Source organism: Variovorax sp. NFACC27 (assembly GCF_048301545.1).
Taxonomy (GTDB): domain Bacteria; phylum Pseudomonadota; class Gammaproteobacteria; order Burkholderiales; family Burkholderiaceae_C; genus Variovorax; species Variovorax gossypii.
In genome coordinates, this window is sequence record NZ_CP157613.1 from 6,655,335 (window position 1) to 6,670,839 (window position 15,505).

The 15,505-nt window shown below is 68.4% G+C and carries 20 protein-coding genes and 1 tRNA gene; 9 read left to right on the plus strand and 12 right to left on the minus strand.

What is annotated here, in order from left to right; translation table 11 throughout:
• Positions 1-50: 50 nt before the first annotated feature.
• From ABL840_RS31025 to flgB, 3 genes are read right to left on the minus strand one after another with little or no spacing between them, the layout of a single operon-like run.
• Positions 51-737, minus strand: coding sequence for a flagellar hook assembly protein FlgD (locus tag ABL840_RS31025; protein ID WP_093197936.1), 687 nt, complete (start codon positions 735-737; stop codon positions 51-53).
• A gap of 41 nt (positions 738-778) precedes the next feature.
• A complete protein-coding gene (flgC, locus tag ABL840_RS31030) occupies positions 779-1,180 on the minus strand; it encodes a flagellar basal body rod protein FlgC (protein ID WP_170217164.1) in 402 nt (133 codons plus the stop codon).
• A gap of 45 nt (positions 1,181-1,225) precedes the next feature.
• The gene (gene flgB / locus ABL840_RS31035) at positions 1,226-1,642 is read right to left on the minus strand and encodes a flagellar basal body rod protein FlgB (RefSeq protein WP_093302127.1); all 417 of its coding nucleotides are present in this window, start codon (positions 1,640-1,642) and stop codon (positions 1,226-1,228) included.
• A 231-nt stretch (positions 1,643-1,873) separates the two neighbouring features.
• Between flgB and flgA the strand changes: the two genes are divergently transcribed.
• From flgA to ABL840_RS31065, 6 genes are all read left to right on the plus strand, one after another.
• Positions 1,874-2,605, plus strand: a complete 732-nt coding sequence (flgA, locus tag ABL840_RS31040) for a flagellar basal body P-ring formation chaperone FlgA (protein ID WP_176947471.1) — start codon at positions 1,874-1,876, stop codon at positions 2,603-2,605.
• 86 nt (positions 2,606-2,691) lie between these two features.
• Positions 2,692-3,000 (plus strand): flagellar biosynthesis anti-sigma factor FlgM, encoded by a 309-nt coding sequence (flgM, locus tag ABL840_RS31045; protein ID WP_093302130.1) that lies wholly within the window; start codon positions 2,692-2,694, stop codon positions 2,998-3,000.
• Positions 2,997-3,455: a flagella synthesis protein FlgN gene (locus ABL840_RS31050; RefSeq protein WP_176947472.1), complete on the plus strand. Its 459-nt coding sequence runs from the start codon at positions 2,997-2,999 to the stop codon at positions 3,453-3,455. Before flgM ends, ABL840_RS31050 begins: the two co-directional genes overlap by 4 nt.
• 4 nt (positions 3,456-3,459) lie before the next feature.
• Positions 3,460-3,885, plus strand: a complete 426-nt coding sequence (locus ABL840_RS31055; protein WP_093197947.1) for a YadA-like family protein — start codon at positions 3,460-3,462, stop codon at positions 3,883-3,885.
• Positions 3,886-3,943: 58 nt separating this feature from the next.
• Positions 3,944-4,762 carry a winged helix-turn-helix transcriptional regulator gene (locus ABL840_RS31060; RefSeq protein WP_176947473.1) on the plus strand — a complete coding sequence of 273 codons (819 nt, stop codon included), beginning with the start codon at positions 3,944-3,946 and terminating at the stop codon, positions 4,760-4,762.
• A gap of 182 nt (positions 4,763-4,944) precedes the next feature.
• The gene (locus ABL840_RS31065) at positions 4,945-5,733 is read left to right on the plus strand and encodes a 4'-phosphopantetheinyl transferase family protein (RefSeq protein WP_093302135.1); all 789 of its coding nucleotides are present in this window, start codon (positions 4,945-4,947) and stop codon (positions 5,731-5,733) included.
• Between the two features lie 14 nt (positions 5,734-5,747).
• On the opposite strand, the gene ABL840_RS31070 is transcribed toward ABL840_RS31065, so the two are convergent.
• The 3 genes from ABL840_RS31070 to serS form a co-directional block, all read right to left on the minus strand.
• Positions 5,748-6,539: a hypothetical protein gene (locus tag ABL840_RS31070; protein WP_093302138.1), complete on the minus strand. Its 792-nt coding sequence runs from the start codon at positions 6,537-6,539 to the stop codon at positions 5,748-5,750.
• A 138-nt stretch (positions 6,540-6,677) separates the two neighbouring features.
• A tRNA-Ser gene (locus tag ABL840_RS31075) sits at positions 6,678-6,767 on the minus strand.
• Positions 6,768-6,826: 59 nt separating this feature from the next.
• Complete coding sequence (gene serS, locus ABL840_RS31080; RefSeq protein ID WP_093302139.1) at positions 6,827-8,158, minus strand: serine--tRNA ligase; 1,332 nt, start codon at positions 8,156-8,158, stop codon at positions 6,827-6,829.
• Between the two features lie 60 nt (positions 8,159-8,218).
• Between serS and ABL840_RS31085 the strand changes: the two genes are divergently transcribed.
• Positions 8,219-8,620 carry a VOC family protein gene (locus ABL840_RS31085; RefSeq protein ID WP_093302141.1) on the plus strand — a complete coding sequence of 134 codons (402 nt, stop codon included), beginning with the start codon at positions 8,219-8,221 and terminating at the stop codon, positions 8,618-8,620.
• A 7-nt stretch (positions 8,621-8,627) separates the two neighbouring features.
• Here the strand turns inward: ABL840_RS31085 and ABL840_RS31090 are convergent, their stop codons facing one another.
• From ABL840_RS31090 to ABL840_RS31100, 3 genes are read right to left on the minus strand one after another with little or no spacing between them, the layout of a single operon-like run.
• On the minus strand, positions 8,628-9,602 hold the full coding sequence (locus ABL840_RS31090; protein WP_093302143.1) for a threonine/serine dehydratase: 975 nt from the start codon (positions 9,600-9,602) through the stop codon (positions 8,628-8,630).
• A complete protein-coding gene (gene ispH, locus ABL840_RS31095) occupies positions 9,599-10,567 on the minus strand; it encodes a 4-hydroxy-3-methylbut-2-enyl diphosphate reductase (RefSeq protein WP_093197966.1) in 969 nt (322 codons plus the stop codon). The genes ABL840_RS31090 and ispH overlap by 4 nt, the downstream gene beginning before the upstream one ends.
• Positions 10,564-11,007 (minus strand): FKBP-type peptidyl-prolyl cis-trans isomerase, encoded by a 444-nt coding sequence (locus ABL840_RS31100; protein ID WP_019656687.1) that lies wholly within the window; start codon positions 11,005-11,007, stop codon positions 10,564-10,566. Before ABL840_RS31100 ends, ispH begins: the two co-directional genes overlap by 4 nt.
• 107 nt (positions 11,008-11,114) lie before the next feature.
• On the opposite strand from ABL840_RS31100, the gene radC reads away from it, so the two are divergent.
• Positions 11,115-11,792, plus strand: a complete 678-nt coding sequence (gene radC, locus ABL840_RS31105) for a RadC family protein (protein WP_093197968.1) — start codon at positions 11,115-11,117, stop codon at positions 11,790-11,792.
• On the plus strand, positions 11,792-12,448 hold the full coding sequence (locus ABL840_RS31110; RefSeq protein ID WP_093302146.1) for a Smr/MutS family protein: 657 nt from the start codon (positions 11,792-11,794) through the stop codon (positions 12,446-12,448). The genes radC and ABL840_RS31110 overlap by 1 nt, the downstream gene beginning before the upstream one ends.
• 14 nt (positions 12,449-12,462) lie before the next feature.
• Here the strand turns inward: ABL840_RS31110 and ABL840_RS31115 are convergent, their stop codons facing one another.
• From ABL840_RS31115 to fabV, 3 genes are all read right to left on the minus strand, one after another.
• Complete coding sequence (locus ABL840_RS31115; protein WP_093197973.1) at positions 12,463-13,686, minus strand: NAD(P)/FAD-dependent oxidoreductase; 1,224 nt, start codon at positions 13,684-13,686, stop codon at positions 12,463-12,465.
• A 154-nt stretch (positions 13,687-13,840) separates the two neighbouring features.
• On the minus strand, positions 13,841-14,260 hold the full coding sequence (locus ABL840_RS31120; RefSeq protein ID WP_007839268.1) for a group II truncated hemoglobin: 420 nt from the start codon (positions 14,258-14,260) through the stop codon (positions 13,841-13,843).
• A 27-nt stretch (positions 14,261-14,287) separates the two neighbouring features.
• A complete protein-coding gene (gene fabV, locus ABL840_RS31125) occupies positions 14,288-15,484 on the minus strand; it encodes an enoyl-ACP reductase FabV (RefSeq protein WP_093302148.1) in 1,197 nt (398 codons plus the stop codon).
• Positions 15,485-15,505: the final 21 nt, after the last annotated feature.

The window sequence follows — 15,505 nt, forward strand, 5'->3', positions numbered from 1 at the left end:
TTTCGGTGCGATGGATGCGTTGGATGCGATGGGGGAAGAAGCCCTGCGGCTCAGAGGAACAGGCGCACGTCGGACAGGCCGATGTTGTTGCCCGTCATCAGCTCGAGCGTGACGCCGTTGGCGCCCTGCTTGACCGCCGCCACCTGCGAGAAGGTGAGCGCGGTGGCCTTCACGGTCGTGCCGTTGTTGGTCGCGTTCACGCTGAAGCTGTAGGCGCCCGCGGGCACCACGTTGCCCGTGTCGTCCTTGCCGTCCCAGGTGACGGCGTTGACGCCTTCGGTCATGGAGCCGGCATCGATGGTGCGAACGACCTTGCCAGTGGCGTCGACGATCTTGATCTCGACGTCGGAGGCGGTGCCCGGAAGTTCCACGGCGAAGGCCTGCGCCGCTGGCTCCTTGCCGGCCTCGGGGTCCTTGGTGGTGAGCGTGCTGCCAGGCGACAGCACGTTGTAGCCGATGAGCGATGTGGCCTGCAGCAGCTGGTTGGAGCTGGTCTGGTTGACCAGGCCCGAGAGCGTGCTGTTGAGCTTCTCGATGCCGCTGACGGTGCTCATCTGCGCGAGCTGCGAGGTGAGCTCGGCGTTCTGCATCGGGTTGAGCGGGTCCTGGTTGTTCAGCTGCGTGACCAGCAGCTTCAGGAAGCGCTGCTCGCTGTCGACGTTGGAAGTGCTGCTGTTGCTGCTCACCGCGGAGGTGGCGTTCTGTCCGGTGATGGACGAGGTGTCGGAAATGGCCATGGCGCGTGCGTGCCTGTTCTCTCTGTTGTTTCTCTTGGGGGTTACTGGCCGAGGGTCAGCGTCTTGACCATCAGCGTCTTGGCCGTGTTGAGCACCTCGACGTTGGCCTGGTAGCTGCGCGAGGCGGAGATCATGTTTGTCATCTCCTCGACCACGTTGACGTTGGGCATCGCCACGTAGCCTTCGGCGTTGGCGTGCGGGCTCTTCGGGTCGAACACGAGGCGCGGCGGAGAGGGGTCCTCGACCACGCCCGCAACCGCGACGCCGCCGATGTCCCCGGCGCCGTATGCGGAAGGCGCGACCTGGAACACCACCTGCTTCGCGCGGTAGGGCATGCCGTCGGGACCGGCCACGCTCTCGGCGTTGGCCATGTTGCTCGCGGTCACGTTCATGCGCTGCGATTGCGCAGTCATGGCCGAACCCGCCACGTTGAAGATGTTCATGGAAGTGCTGTTGAAGGGCATGGTGATGGGCGCTCGCCGGCCTGCTTACTGCTGGATCGCAGAGAGCATCGACTTGATCTTCGAGTTGATGACGGTGAGGTTGGACTCGTAGCGCAGCGCGTTGTCCGCGAAGGCGATGCGCTCGACGTCCATCTCGACGGTGTTGCCGTCGAGGCTGGACTGGTTGGGCATGCGGTAGAGCAGGTCCTTGTCGGACACGGCCTGCGAGCTGGCCTGCCCCGCCAGGTGGCGCGACGAGGTGGTGGCGAGCGACACCGACTGCGACGACGCGCGGCCGCGCTCCACGGCTTCGCTCAGGCGTGCGCTGAAATCGAAGTCGCGCGCCTTGTAGTTGGGCGTGTCCGCATGGGCGATGTTGGCCGCCAGCACCTCCTGGCGCTCCGCGCGGAGATTGAGGGCTTCGCGGTTGAAGCGAAGCGCCGCATCCAGCTTGTCGATCATGTCTTTTCCATCCGTTGAGGCGTCGCCGGCGCACGAAGGCGCGGCGACAGATGGAAAGCGAGTCTATGCACGGGGCGCGTTTGCAATCGTCCGAACAAAGGGGGTTTTCGCCTGCTGCTCGCACCTTCGCCCGGCCGATGGATTCCTAGAATTTCCGTGCGGCGCCGTGCCTTCCTCCTGCGTGGCGCACCGCGATCCAGGCCCTCTCTTCCACACATATCCGACGACCCGATGACCTCTTGCGAGCTTCGCGATCACGCCCTGCGCACCGTGCTGCCGGTGCTTGCGGCCATGGCGTGCGCGGCATCCGCGTCGGCGTTCGCCGCCGGCACCGCCCATGGAGCCGACAGCGCCGACAACGCAGGCGCGGTCATCGAGAAATACCTGCAGCAGCAGACGAACGGACTGCCGGGCAAGGTGACGATCAGCCTCGAGGGACGCGGCACCTCCGCGCTGCCCGGATGCGAAGCGCCCGAAGCCTTCCTGCCGTCCGGCGCGAAGCCCTGGGGACGGGTGTCGGTGGGCGTTCGCTGCCAGTCGGAACGGCCTTGGACGCGCTTCGTGCAGGCGCACGTGGCGGTGGAAGGCAGCTATTTCGTGGCCGCGCGCGCGATCGACGCGGGCCGGCCGCTGGGCGCGGGCGATGTCGCCGAGCGCACCGGCGACCTCACGCGGCTGCCGCGCTCGGTCATCACCAGCGCGGCCGAGCTGGCCGGCGTGGTCACGGTCAACCGCGTGGCACCCGGGGCGCCGCTGCGCAAGGAGCTGGTGCGCGGCGTCACCGTGATCCAGCAGGGGCAGGCGGTGAAGGTCGTGGCCCAGGGCCAGGGCTTCGTCGTGAGCACCGAGGCCAAGGCCATGACCGGGGCGACCGTGGGGGCCGTCGTGCAGGCCAAGACCCGCGACGGGCGGCTGGTCAGCGGCGTGGCGGACGAAGAGGGACAGATCCAGCTGGCGCAGTGAAGCCAGGCACCCGTACATGCCCGCCATTCATTCCTAAAGTTCTTGCGCCGGCTGCCGATATACGGGTCAGCCCCTGAGGAATCACCTTGAAAATCGATCCCCCCTCCCCTTCGGCCAAGCCCATTACCCGAGCGCCAGCGGCCAACTCGGCCCAGGTGAGCGGCGCCGACGCCGCCCAGCGCACCAAGGAAGCTGCGCCGGCCTCCGCGCAGGTTCACTCGCTGCCCGGCGCCACCGGTGCCGCCGCCGCGGACTTCGACGCGGCCCGCGTGGCGGCGATCCGCGAGGACATCCGTGCCGGGCGCTACCAGGTCCGCCCCGAGCGCATCGCCGACGGCCTGCTGGCGAGCGTGCGCGACCTGCTCGGCCCGAACCGCGAGGGCGGCACCGAATGAAGCCGAGCCTGCTGGGCCATCTGCGCACCGAAACCGCCTGCATCGAGGAATTCCTGTCGGTGCTGGACCAGGAGGCGCTGGCGATGTCCGACCGCGCATTCACCGACCTGGCGTCCATTGCCACCCGGAAGACCGTGCTGCTGGAACGCATGGCCGAGCTGGACGCGCAGCGCGAGGCCCTGCAGGCGACGTTGGGCTTCGGCCCCGGCCGCGCGGGTGCCGATGCGGCCGCCGCGGCCGGCGGCGCGGAAGTGGAGCGGGTCTGGCAGACGCTGCTGCAGGTCGCCGGACAGGCAAGGGAGCACAACCTGCGCAACGGCTCGATGGTCTACGCGCACCTCGATTTCACCCAGCAGGCGCTGCATTTCCTGCAGGCCAGCGCACAGCTGTTCTACGGACCGGACGGCGTGCGCAAGACACAGGCGGGCTCAGGCAACCGCCTCGCAGCGGGCTGATCGCGTGCGGGCCGGGCTGCTGGTCGCGCTGTGGCTGTGCGCCACCGCCCTGCATGGCGTGGCGGGCGCGGCCGACGGCGTGCTGGTCGCGAACGTGGCGCCGGGCGCGCTGCCGGGCGACGCGATCAACCTCGGACAACTCGACCAGACCAGGGCCGCGCTGCGCGACGTGGAGCGCGTCGCGTACTCGGGCACCGCAATGGCCGCAGCCATGACGGCTGCGTATGTGCCTGCGCTGCAGCCGGGCGAAAAGGCCATCGGCCTGGCCGTCGGCAGCTACAAGGGCTACGCCGCGGCGAGCCTGGGCTTCAGGACCATGTCGGACGACGGGCAGATGGCCTGGGGCATGACCGTCGCCAATGCGGGGCGGGACTGGGGCTTCAACGCCGGCATCGGCTGGAAGCTCCCCCGCTCCCGGGACGAGCGCTGAGGCAGCCCGCCGGAATCGCAAACACCATCACGATCACCCACACATGGAAGCTCCCGACATGGACAACGATGCTCACGGCGACTCGCGACAGGTGGCCATGGTGGGCTGCGACGACGCCCAGGGCCGGGCATGGGGCCAGAAGCTGCGGCTGATGGGCTGCACGCCGGTTCCGTTCGACAGCAGCGCCGACTTCCTGCGCGCCGCGACGCGGGGCCACCACTTCGACCTGCTGCTGGTCGTGCTGAAGGACGAAGGCGCGTGGCCGGTGCTCACGGCCATGTGCAAGGCGCTGCGCCTGCCGATCTTCCTGGTCGCCAACGCCATGCAGCGCGACCTGCTGGCCGAGGTGCTGTCGACCACCGACCCCGAGTCGCGGGGCGCCGGCATCGACTTCGCGGTACTGCCGGTCGACGATTTCGAGGTGGGGCTTCGCGTGCGCGAGGCGCTGCGGCGCAACGAGACCGTGCTGAACACGCAGGCGGTGAGCGCGATGTTCGGCGACTACCGCTTCATCGGCAGCCGCAAGGTGGTGGCGCGCAAGGGCGAGGAAGTGCGCTTGAAGCCGCGCGAGTTCGAGCTGGCGCTGCTGCTGTTCCGCAATGCCGACCGGCTGCTGGAGCGCGAATGGCTGCTGGGCTCGCTGTGGACGGATTCGCGCATCGAGCGCAAGAGCCGCGTGCTCGACTGCTGCGTGGCGAACGTGCGCCGCAAGCTGTCGCTGCACAAGGGGAATGAATTCGTCCTGCACTCGGTGTACGGGCGCGGCTACGAGCTTCGCCACGTGACGGCAGCGGCGCTGGCTGGGCCGGTGGACGACTCCGGTTTTCCGGACACGTCGAACGAGCCGCTCTGGCTGGGGGAAGCTGCCCGCGCATGACTTGGTTCGATGCGGGGCAGGAGAAAACGTGACGATCGCCGGCCTCGAGGAACCGCCAACATCGAAGGGGCGGGTGCCTGGGTCAGGCCACCTCTACCAACGCCGGCGGACCGTCCCCTCCAGTATCGGCGGCCAAACTTAAGCCGGGCTGAATATCGCCGGGGCAGGCCAGAATCCGGTGCATGCAACTGCAGATCGACCCGCACCAGGTGCACCTCTGGCACCTGTACGTTCCGGAACAGGACAACGCCGCCTGCGAGGAGGCCACCATGGCCCTGCTGACGCCCGAGGAACGCGGGAAGCACGGACGCTTTCACTTCGCCCGGGACCGGCGCAGATACCTGATGACGCGAGGGCTGATCCGCACGCTTCTCTCGCGCTACGCGCCCATTGCGCCCCGGGACTGGGAATTCGAGAACAACGCCTACGGCCGGCCGGCCATCGCCAATGCGCTGCCGCAGGCGCGGCGCCTGCGTTTCAACATCTCGCACAGCGCCTCGCTGGTGGTGGCGGCGCTGACGGTGGAGCGCGAGGTGGGCGTGGATGTCGAGCACACGGGGAGAAACGCGCCGCTGGAGATCGCCGAGCATTTCTTCTCCGCCAAGGAAGCGGAAGCCCTGAGGCAGCTTCCCGCCGGGCTGCAGCCGGCGCGCTTCTGGGATCTGTGGACGCTCAAGGAAAGCTACATCAAGGCGCGCGGCATGGGCCTGTCGATTCCGCTGGACCGTTTCTCCTTCGGCCTCGACGAGAGCGACGGCACCGCCATCGCCTTCAGGCACGACCTGGCTGACGATTCCCCGGGGCGCTGGCGGTTCTGGCGCATGCAACCGGACGAGGCGCATGCCGTGGCCCTGTGCCTCGAACGAACGGCGGTCGAAGACGTGCGGTTCGTGTGCTTCAGGGCGACGCCGCTGCTCGCGTCGGTCGAGGAATTCGAAGGTACGGTGACGCGGCAGTCACCGGGCAGCTGACGAGCGCCTGCGGCTCAGCGCTCGTCGCGATGCGCCTCGAATTCGGCGCGATTCCACAAGTCGAAATACAGCACATCCGACCACTGAAGGCCGAGCGGGTGTTTCGTGGCGCCGTTGCGGGTGCTGTCGCAGTCGTCGTCGAGGCGAAGTCCGAAGAAGGCGTCGAGCGGAGCCGGGCACTTCTGCGCGATCGCCTTTTTCAGCTGCCGGCCCGCTTCGGCAATGTCGGCCGGCAGGGCGTCGAGGGCGGCGCCCACATGGCGGCACCGCGCGATCTCCGCCTCCACGCAGGCGAGCAACGCGTCTTCCGTCTCCTCGAACATGGTGTCGAGCTCGACGGTCTCCAGGAGCAGGTAGCGGTCGCGGTGGGCTTCGAGGAACGCGATCGTCTCGTCCAGCCAGACCGGGAGTTGGACCGGGGCCGCCGGCGGCGCGGCCGGTGTGGCTGCCTTCTTGCCGGGCGAGATCAGTTCCTTGAGGCGGCCCAGGAGGGACTGCGGCTGCCTGCCGGTCTCCGGGGCCTCCAGAAGCAGCGGCCGAACGATGTCGATGAGGCGCCGCACACGCTCGAAGCCGGGATCGAAGGAACTGCTGATCGCGTGCAGCCTGGTCTTGCTCCCCGGCTCGTCGCTGTCGAAGCCGTCCGACACCAGCGAGGCACACAGCTGCGGATCGCCCGACATGAGCAGCCGGAACATGAACGGCACGTCGTACGGCCATTCGGACAGGCCCGAGATGGTTTCCGGGCGGTCGGCATAGGAAACAGGCCTGTTGCCGAGGCTGTAGAGGTAGGAACGGTTGGCCAACTGGAACTCCCCTTTTTTCTGCACGCCCGCCCTCGATCGGGCGAGGCGCGGTGCATTCTAGGAGGCCGGCTGGCGGCCTCCGGGAGGCTGCCGTGGGTGAGCTGCGGGCAAAAAAATAGCCCCTTGCGGGGCCATTCTTGGAGGAGAGGGAGGGATTCGAACCCTCGGTACTATCGCTAGTACGCCTGATTTCGAGTCAGGTACATTCGACCACTCTGCCACCTCTCCGGTGCTGTCGAGCCTCCGATTCTAGCAGACAAAAAGCCGGGTTTTGAAGCCCCGACCGATCAGGCCTTCAAAACTTCGAGGCCGCCGAGGTACGGACGCAACGCGGCGGGCACGTTGATCGAGCCGTCTTCGTTCTGGTGGTTCTCGAGCACGGCCACGAGCGTACGGCCCACCGCCAGGCCGGAGCCGTTGAGGGTGTGCACGAGTTCGTTCTTGCCCTGCGCGTTCTTGAAACGGGCCTGCAGGCGACGCGCCTGGAAGGCTTCGCAGTTCGAGACCGAGCTGATCTCGCGGTAGGTGTCCTGCGCCGGCAGCCAGACTTCGAGGTCGTAGGTCTTGGTGGAGCCGAAACCCATGTCGCCGGTGCACAGCAGCACGACGCGGTACGGCAGCTCCAGCGCCTGCAGCACGACCTCGGCGTGGCCGGTCATCTGCTCGAGCGCGTCGTAGCTCTTCTCGGGATGCACGATCTGCACCATCTCGACCTTGTCGAACTGGTGCTGGCGGATCATGCCTCGCGTGTCGCGGCCCGCGCTGCCGGCTTCGGAGCGGAAGCACGGCGTGTGAGCGGTGAGCCTGATCGGCAACTGCGCCTCGGGCACCACCTCGTCGCGCACGAAATTCGTCAGCGGCACTTCGCTGGTCGGGATGAGGTACAGCGCCGAATGATCGGGCGCGGGCTCGCCGTCCTGGCCGCCCTTCTTCGCAGCGAACAGGTCGCCTTCGAACTTGGGCAGCTGGCCGGTGCCGCTCAGGGTGGCGGCGTTGACGATGTAGGGCACGTAGCACTCGCTGTAGCCGTGCTTCTCGGTCTGGATGTCGAGCATGAACTGCGCGAGCGCGCGGTGCAGGCGGGCGATGGGGCCCTTCATGACGGTGAAGCGCGAGCCCGCGAGCTTGGCGCCCGTCTCGAAATCGAGGCCCAGCGGCGCGCCGAGGTCGACGTGGTCCTTGGGCGCGAAGCCCAGCGGCGTGGCGCTGGCGCCTGCACCGCCCTTGGGAGCCCAGCGGCGCATCTCGACGTTGCCGGTCTCGTCCTCGCCGACCGGCACGCTGGCGTGCGGCAGGTTGGGCACGGCGAGCAGCAGCGCGTGCAGCTCGGGCTGGATCTCCTCGAGCCGCTTCGATTGCGATTCCTGCTCGGCCTTCAGCGCGTTGACCTCGGCCATCAGCGCGTCGGTCGATTCGCCCTTGGCCTTGAGCGGGCCGATCTGCTTGTTCAGCGAGTTGCGGCGCGCCTGGATTTCCTCGGTGCGGGTCTGCAGCGTCTTGCGTTCAGCTTCGAGCGAGGTGAATGCCGAAACGTCGAGATACGGCTGGTTCTTCTTGCGTTTTTCGAGGCCGGCCACTGCGGAGGCCAGGTCTTTGCGGAGCAGGGTGATGTCAAGCATGGGGGGATTTTAGGTGGGCGTAGCATCGTCGCCCCGCCAACCCACCTCGAAGGGAAAACGATGGAAGCCTATCTGACATTCAACGGCAATGCCGCCGAAGCGCTCGCCTTCTACGCCAAGGCGCTGGGAGGCAGGATCGCCTTCAGCATGACCTTCGGCGAAAGCCCCGCCGGCGCCCAGACGCCGCCCGCCTACAAGGACAAGATCATGCACGCCACGCTCGAGGCCCGCGGCCACAAGCTGATGGCCTCCGATGCACCGCCCGAGTGGCCCTTCGAGGGCTACAAGGGCTTTTCCCTCTCGGTGCAGGCCGACAACGTGGACGAAGGCCGGAAGCTGTTCGACGCGCTGACCGAAGGCGGCAAGGTGACGATGCCCTACGGCCCACAGTTCTGGGCCACGGGCTTCGGCATGCTCACCGACAAGTTCGGCGTCGCGTGGATGGTGAACTGCGAGAAGTAAGGGGTTTTCAGGCGACCGTCGCGGGATCGACGTTCGCCCCGCAGACGATCAGGCACACCTTCTCGCCCGCGCGCGGCACGTAGGCGCCGGTCTGCAGCGCCGCCAGCGGCAGCGCGGCGGCCGGCTCCACCGCCAGCTTCAGTTCCTTCCAGAGCCACTGCCGGGCTGCGCGGATGGCGTCGTCGGACAGCAGCAGCGCATCCTGCACCTGCTGCTGCGTGATCTCCCAGGCGATGGCGCCGATGCGGCGCGCGCCGAGCGAATCGGCGGCGATGCCGCCCACTTCCACATCGACCGGCTCGCCGGCCTCGCGGGCGCGGAACAGCGTGGGCGCCTTCTCGGGCTCCAGCGCCACGACGCGAGCGCGCTTCTCGAACCAGCCAGCCAGGCCGCCGATCAGGCCGCCGCCACCCACGCTCACCAGCACGGCATCGGGCAGGCCGCCCTGCTTTTCGATCTCGCGGCCCAGCGTGCCGGCGCCGGCCACCACTTCGGGCTGGTCGTAGGCGTGGGTGAGCAAGGCGCCCGATTCCTTCTGGCGCGCAAGGCAGGCTGCCAGCGCATCGGGGTAAAGCTCGCCGACCACGACCACCTCGGCGCCCAGTGCACGCAGCCGTGCGCGCTTGGCTTCGGGGGACACGCCCGGCAGGAACACCTGGCAGGGCACGCCCAGCGCCTGCGCCGCGGCGGCCGTGGCGATGCCCGCATTGCCGCCCGAGGCCACGACCACGCCGCTTTGCGGGATCTCGTTGGCCAGCAGGCGGTTCATCATGCCGCGCGCCTTGAAGCTGCCGCTGACCTGCATGTGCTCGAGCTTGAGCCAGATCTCGGCACCCGGCGCATCGACGCCGAAGGCCGCCGCCGGCAGCTTCCACAGCGGGGTTTCGCGCAGGAAGTGGCGGGCGCGCTCGCTCAGCCTTTGCGATGCGCTATCTATTTCGGAGCGCCAATCGACGGCGGGGGCGGTTTGCGTATTGCTCAAGAGATGTGTCCAGGAGGCGGAATGTCGTCGAGTTTGAGGCCCTTGGGCAGCGGGAACTTGATGGTTTCCTCGATGCCGTCCATCTTGCGGACCGACACGGCACCGAATGCGCGCACCTGGTCGATCACGTCGCGCACCAGCACCTCGGGCGCCGAGGCGCCCGCGGTGATGCCGATGCGCGTCTTGCCCTCGAACCACGCGGGCTGGAGTTCGGCGGCCGAATCGACCATGTAGCTCTCGGTGCCCAAGCGCTGCGCCAGTTCGCGCAGCCGGTTGCTGTTGGAGCTGGTGGGGCTGCCGACCACGATCACGAGGTCGACCTGCGGGCTCATGATCTTCACCGCGTCCTGGCGGTTCTGGGTGGCGTAGCAGATGTCCTGCTGCTTGGGCTCGCGCACCTTGGGAAAGCGCATGCGCACGGCTGCGGCGATGTCGGCGGCGTCGTCCACGCTCAGCGTGGTCTGCGTGACCACGGCGAGCTTGTCGGTCTGCGCCGGGGCGACCTTTGCAACGTCTTCCACGTCTTCCACCAGGTGGATGCCGCTGGAGAGCTGGCCCATCGTGCCCTCGACCTCGGGGTGCCCCTTGTGGCCGATCATGATGAACTCGTAGCCTTCCTTCGCGAGCTTGGCGACCTCGACGTGCACCTTGGTCACCAGCGGGCAGGTGGCGTCGAAGATCGAGAAGCCGCGGTCGCGCGCCTCCTGTTCCACCGCCTTGCTCACGCCGTGCGCGCTGAACACCAGCGTGGCGCCGGGCGGCACGTCGGAGAGTTCCTCGATGAAGATCGCGCCCTTGGCCTTGAGCTCGTTCACCACGTAGGTGTTGTGCACGATCTCGTGGCGCACGTAGATGGGTGCGCCGAACTTGGCGATGGCGCGCTCGACGATCTCGATGGCGCGGTCCACGCCCGCGCAGAAGCCGCGCGGCTCGGCCAGGATGACTTCGGAGATTCCGGGGTTCATAGCACGCCGATGAGCTTCACTTCGAAGGTCACGGGCTGGCCTGCGAGCGGATGGTTGAAGTCGAAGCGCACCGCGGTGTCGTTCGACTCGATGACCGCGCCCGCGTAGCTGCCCGTGCCGTCGGGCGTGGGGAACTGCACCACGTCGCCCACGGCGTACTGCTCGTCGGGGTCGCCCATCTGCGCGAGCAGCTTCCTGGCCACCCACTGCTGCATGTCGGGATTGCGCTCGCCGAAGGCCTCGCCGGCGGGCAGCTCGAAGGTGGCGTGCGTGCCCTCCTCCAGGCCCATCAGGCGCTGCTCCATGGCGGGAGAAAGCTCGCCGGTGCCCAGCGACAGGGTCGCAGGCTTGTCGGCGAAAGTGTTGATGATGTCGCCCGCCGGCCCGGCCAGCCGGTAGTGCAGGGTGAGAAAGGAGCCGGAATTCACGACTTGGGACATGGAGCAGCGGAGGTGGGCAAAGACAGGGAGGTGTCCCGATAAACTGAGCCTCATTTTAAGGACCGGGGCTTCCACCCGGCTCCGCCAAGGTTTCACCCCGGGGTTTCATGTCTTTCAAGGATCTCCCTCTCGACGCCCGCCCGCGCGAAAAACTCATCTCGCGCGGCGCCTCCGCGCTGGCAGACGCCGAGCTGCTGGCCCTGCTGCTGCGCACCGGCGTGGCGGGCAAGAACGTGCTGCAGCTGGCGCAGCAGCTGCTCGAGCGCTTCGGCGGCCTCTCGGGGCTGCTGCACACCGGCGCCGAAGACCTCAAGTCGGTCAAGGGCATGGGCGGCAGCGCCAAGCGCTCCGAACTCATCGCGGTGCTCGAGCTGGCGCGCCGCGCCATGGGCGAGAAGCTGCGCGAGCGCGCGGTGTTCGATTCGCCCGACGCGGTCAAGCAATACCTTCAGCTGCACATCGGCACGCGCCCCTACGAGGTGTTCGCGGTGGTGTTCCTCGACGTGCGGCACCGCATGATCGCGCTGGAGGAAATGTTCCGCGGCACGCTCACGCAGACCAGCGTCTATCCGCGGGAAGTGGTCACGCGCGCCATCCACCACCAGGCTGCGGCCGTGGTGCTGGCGCACAACCACCCGAGCGGCAGCATCGAGCCCTCGCGCGCCGACGAGTCGCTCACGCAGACGCTGCGCGCCGCGCTGGCCCTGGTGGACGTGCGCGTGCTCGACCACATCATCGTGAGCACCGGGCAGAGCTTCTCGATGGCCGAGAGGGGGCTGCTCTGATGGCCGCGCGCGCTCCCTCCATCAAGAATCTCGCCGACCTCAAGCAGGTGCAGCGCGTGCTCGCCGAAACCCGCGAGCGCGAGGCCGCGGAGGCGGCGGCCAAGGCGCAGGCCGAACGCAAGCGCGCGGCCGAGAAAGACCTGTTCGCCCGCGCCATCGGTGCCACCGAGCCGCTGCGCCGCAAGGCCGTGGTGCCACTCGCGCCGGAGCCGCCCGCGCCCATCCCGGTGCAGCACCAGCTCGACGAGCAGCGCGTGCTGCGCGAATCGCTTTCCGACGAGTTCGACGTGACCACGCTGCTCGACGTGGACGACGCCATGAGCTTCCGCCGCCCCGGCATCGGAACCGACGTCACCGCGCGGCTGCGCAAGGGCGACTGGGCCATCCAGGCACAGGTCGACCTGCACGGGCTGCGCAGCGACGAGGCGCGCGAAACCCTGGGCGGCTTCATTCGCAATGCCTACAAGCAGGGCCTGCGCTGCGTGCGCGTGGTGCACGGCAAGGGACTGGGCTCGCCCGGCAAGCAGCCGGTGCTGAAGACCAAGACCCAGCGCTGGCTGATCCAGAAGAACGAGGTGATCGCCTTCGTGCAGGCCAAGCCGGCCGAAGGCGGGGCCGGGGCGCTGGTGGTGCTGCTGGCGCCCGCGCGGCGCTGAGCAGCTTCGTCAGCTCAGGCCAGCAGGTTCTTCAGCGGAACGGACGCATCCGCCACCGCCGCCGCATCGGGGCTGCGGCCCGCTTCGAGCAGCTTGCGGCTCATCATGTGGTCGACCGGTGCGTTCACCGACTCGACGCATACGAGCTGGCCGTCGACGTAGTGGAACAGCGAGAACGCTTCGGGCTTCGGACCCGCGCGTCGCACGCTGCTCAGGCCCGGCGTGCCTTCCGCGGGCATCAGGCCCACCATCTGCAGGCGCATGCTGCCCTGGTCGGACCAGAACCACGCGACCGCGTCGTGCGCGCGTGCCTCGCCGGTCAGCGTGGCGACCGCCGTGCGCGCCTGGTCGTTGGCGTTCTGCACCGATTCGAGCCGCAGCGCGCGGCCCGCGCGGCGATCGGGGAAGCGCGTGCAGTCGCCCACCGCAAGCACGCCGGCCGCGCTGGTCTGCATGTGGCCATCGACCACGATGCCATCCGCGCACTCGATGCCAGCCGCCTGCGCGAGCGCGGTCTCCGGTACTGCGCCAATGCCCAGCAGCAGCAGGTCGACCGGCTGCTTCTCGCCGTTGACCTGCAGCGACACCAGCCGGTCGCCTTCGACCTCGAACGCGCCGGTCTGCGCGCCGAGCACGATGTCGATGCCCGCCGCGCGATGCGTGGCCAGCACGTGCGCCGACAGCTCGGGCGACACGGCGCGCCCCAGCAGGCGCGGCGCGCTCTCGATGACCTGCACCGTCTTGCCGAGCGCCTTGGCGGTGGCCGCCACTTCGAGCCCGATGAAGCCGCCGCCGAGCACCGTGACCTTCTCCGCCGCCGCGAGCCGCGTGCGCAGGCGATGCGCCTCGTCGGCCGCACGCAGGCTGGCGACGTTCTCCAGGCCGGGCTTCAGGTCGGGCATCTGGCGCGCGCGCGTGCCGGTGGCCAGCACCAACTGCTCCCACGGCAGGATCGCGCCGGAACGCAGCGTGACGGTGTGCGCCTCGCGGTCGATGGCCACGGCCGCGTCGCCCAGGTGCAGCGTGATGCCCGCCTCGCGATACCAGTCGGCGGCCTTGTGCGGCTGCGTCGTTTCCTCGGCGCTCTTCAGGAAGGCCTTGGACAGCGGCGGGCGGTGATACGGCTCGCAGGCCTCCTCGCAGACCAGGTGCACGCGCGCGCCCTGCCCGGCTTCAGCGAGGCCGGCGCAAAGCTGGGCCGCGGCGTGGCCGCCGCCGATGATGACGATGGAATTCATGGAAAGGTCCTTCGAGTCAATGTCTATTCAGTTCGCTGACGGTCCCGCCCTGTTCGCGGAACACCGCGGAACCGGCTTTGCCGGGCCGCAGGTGTTGCCCCCCGGCAGGGGGTTGGCGCAGCGACACGAAGTGCGCGCAGCCTGGGGGCGAGCCTTATTCACCGCGGTTGCGCATCCAGTCGGCGGTCTTGAAGAAGGAGTCGCGAAGGCGTGCGCGCAGGTCTTCCGGCACGCCCGTCTCGCCCATCGCCTGGTCCATGCAGGCCAGCCACTGGTCGCGTTCCTTGATGCCGATGGTGTGGCCGCCAATGCTCTGCGGCAGGTGGCGCGCGCGCAGCATCGGGTGGCCGAAGCGATCGGTGTAGTGCTGCGGCCCGCCCAGCCAGCCGCAGAGGAACCAGAACAGGCGCTGGCGTGCGTTGTCGAGGCTGGTGCCGTGCACCGCGCGCAGTTGCGCGTAGGCGGGCTCGAGGTCCATCAGGTCGTAGAAGCGCTCGACCAGCGCCTCCACTTTCGGCTCGCCGCCGATCCAGTCGAAGGGCGTGCCGGCAGGCGGCTTTTCTTGAATCTGCATGGGCGGGAGTATCCCCTCAGGCGCCTGCTAGAGCTGCACGAGGCCGGGAATGCCCACATCGGGGTTCACGTCGGCCTCGTAGTCCACGCCCTCCACGGCGAAGCCGAAGAGCCGCAGGAACTCGGTCTTGTAGCCGGCGAAATCGGTGAGCTCGCCGAGATTGGCGTCGGTCACCTGCGGCCAGAGTTCCAGCACGCGCGACTGCACCTGCGGCGCCAACTCCTTGTAGTCGGCGCGCAGGCGGCCTTCCTCGTCGATGTGCGGCGTGCCGCCGTAGAGGCTCTCAGCGTAGAGCCCGTGCACCTGCTCGATGCAGCCCTCGTGCGTGCCCTCTTCCTTCATCACCCTGAAGAGCAGCGACAGGTACAGAGGCATCATCGGAATGGCCGAGCTGGCCTGCGTGACCACCGCCTTGAGCACCGACACGCGCGCGTCGCCGCCCTTGGGCGCGAGCTGCGCGCGGATGCCCAGCACCTTCTGGTCGAGGTCCTTCTTGGCCTCGCCGATGGAGCCGTTCCAGTAGATGTCGTGCGTGATCTTCTCGCCCAGGTAGGTGAAGGCCGTGGTCTTGGCGCCATCGGCCAGCACGCCGGCCTGCTGCAGCGCGTCGATCCACATCTGCCAGTCTTCGCCGCCCATCACGGCCACGGTGTTGTCGATTTCCTCCTGCGTGGCGGACTCGAGCACCGATTCCTTCACGGTCCCGCTGTCGGTGTCGAGGCCGCGCAAGGTCACCGCCTTGCCCACGGGCTTGAGCACCGAATTGAAGACCTGGCCGGTCTTCGGATGCGTGCGCCGCGGCGCGGCCAGGCTGTAGACGACGAGGTCGACCTGCCCCAGGTCGGCGCGGATGGTGTCGATGACCTGCTGCTTCATCGCGTCGGAGAAACCGTCGCCGTTGATGCTCTTCGCATAGCGGCCTTCGGCGTGTGCTGCGCGCTCGAAGGCGGCGGTGTTGTACCAGCCGGGCGAGCCGGGCTTGGTCTCGGTGCTGGCGCGCTCCATGAACACGCCCAGCGTGTCGGCGCCGCAGCCGAAGGCGGCCGTGATGCGCGCCGCGAGGCCGTAGCCGGTCGATGCGCCGATCACCAGCACCTTCTTCGGGCCGCCTTCGATGGCAGGCTTTGCCTTGACGTATTCGATCTGCTGGCGGACGTTGGCCTCGCAGCCGGCGGGATGGGTGGTGACGCAGATGAAGCCGCGCACGCGGGGTTTGATGATCATGAGGATCTCGCTCGAAGAGAT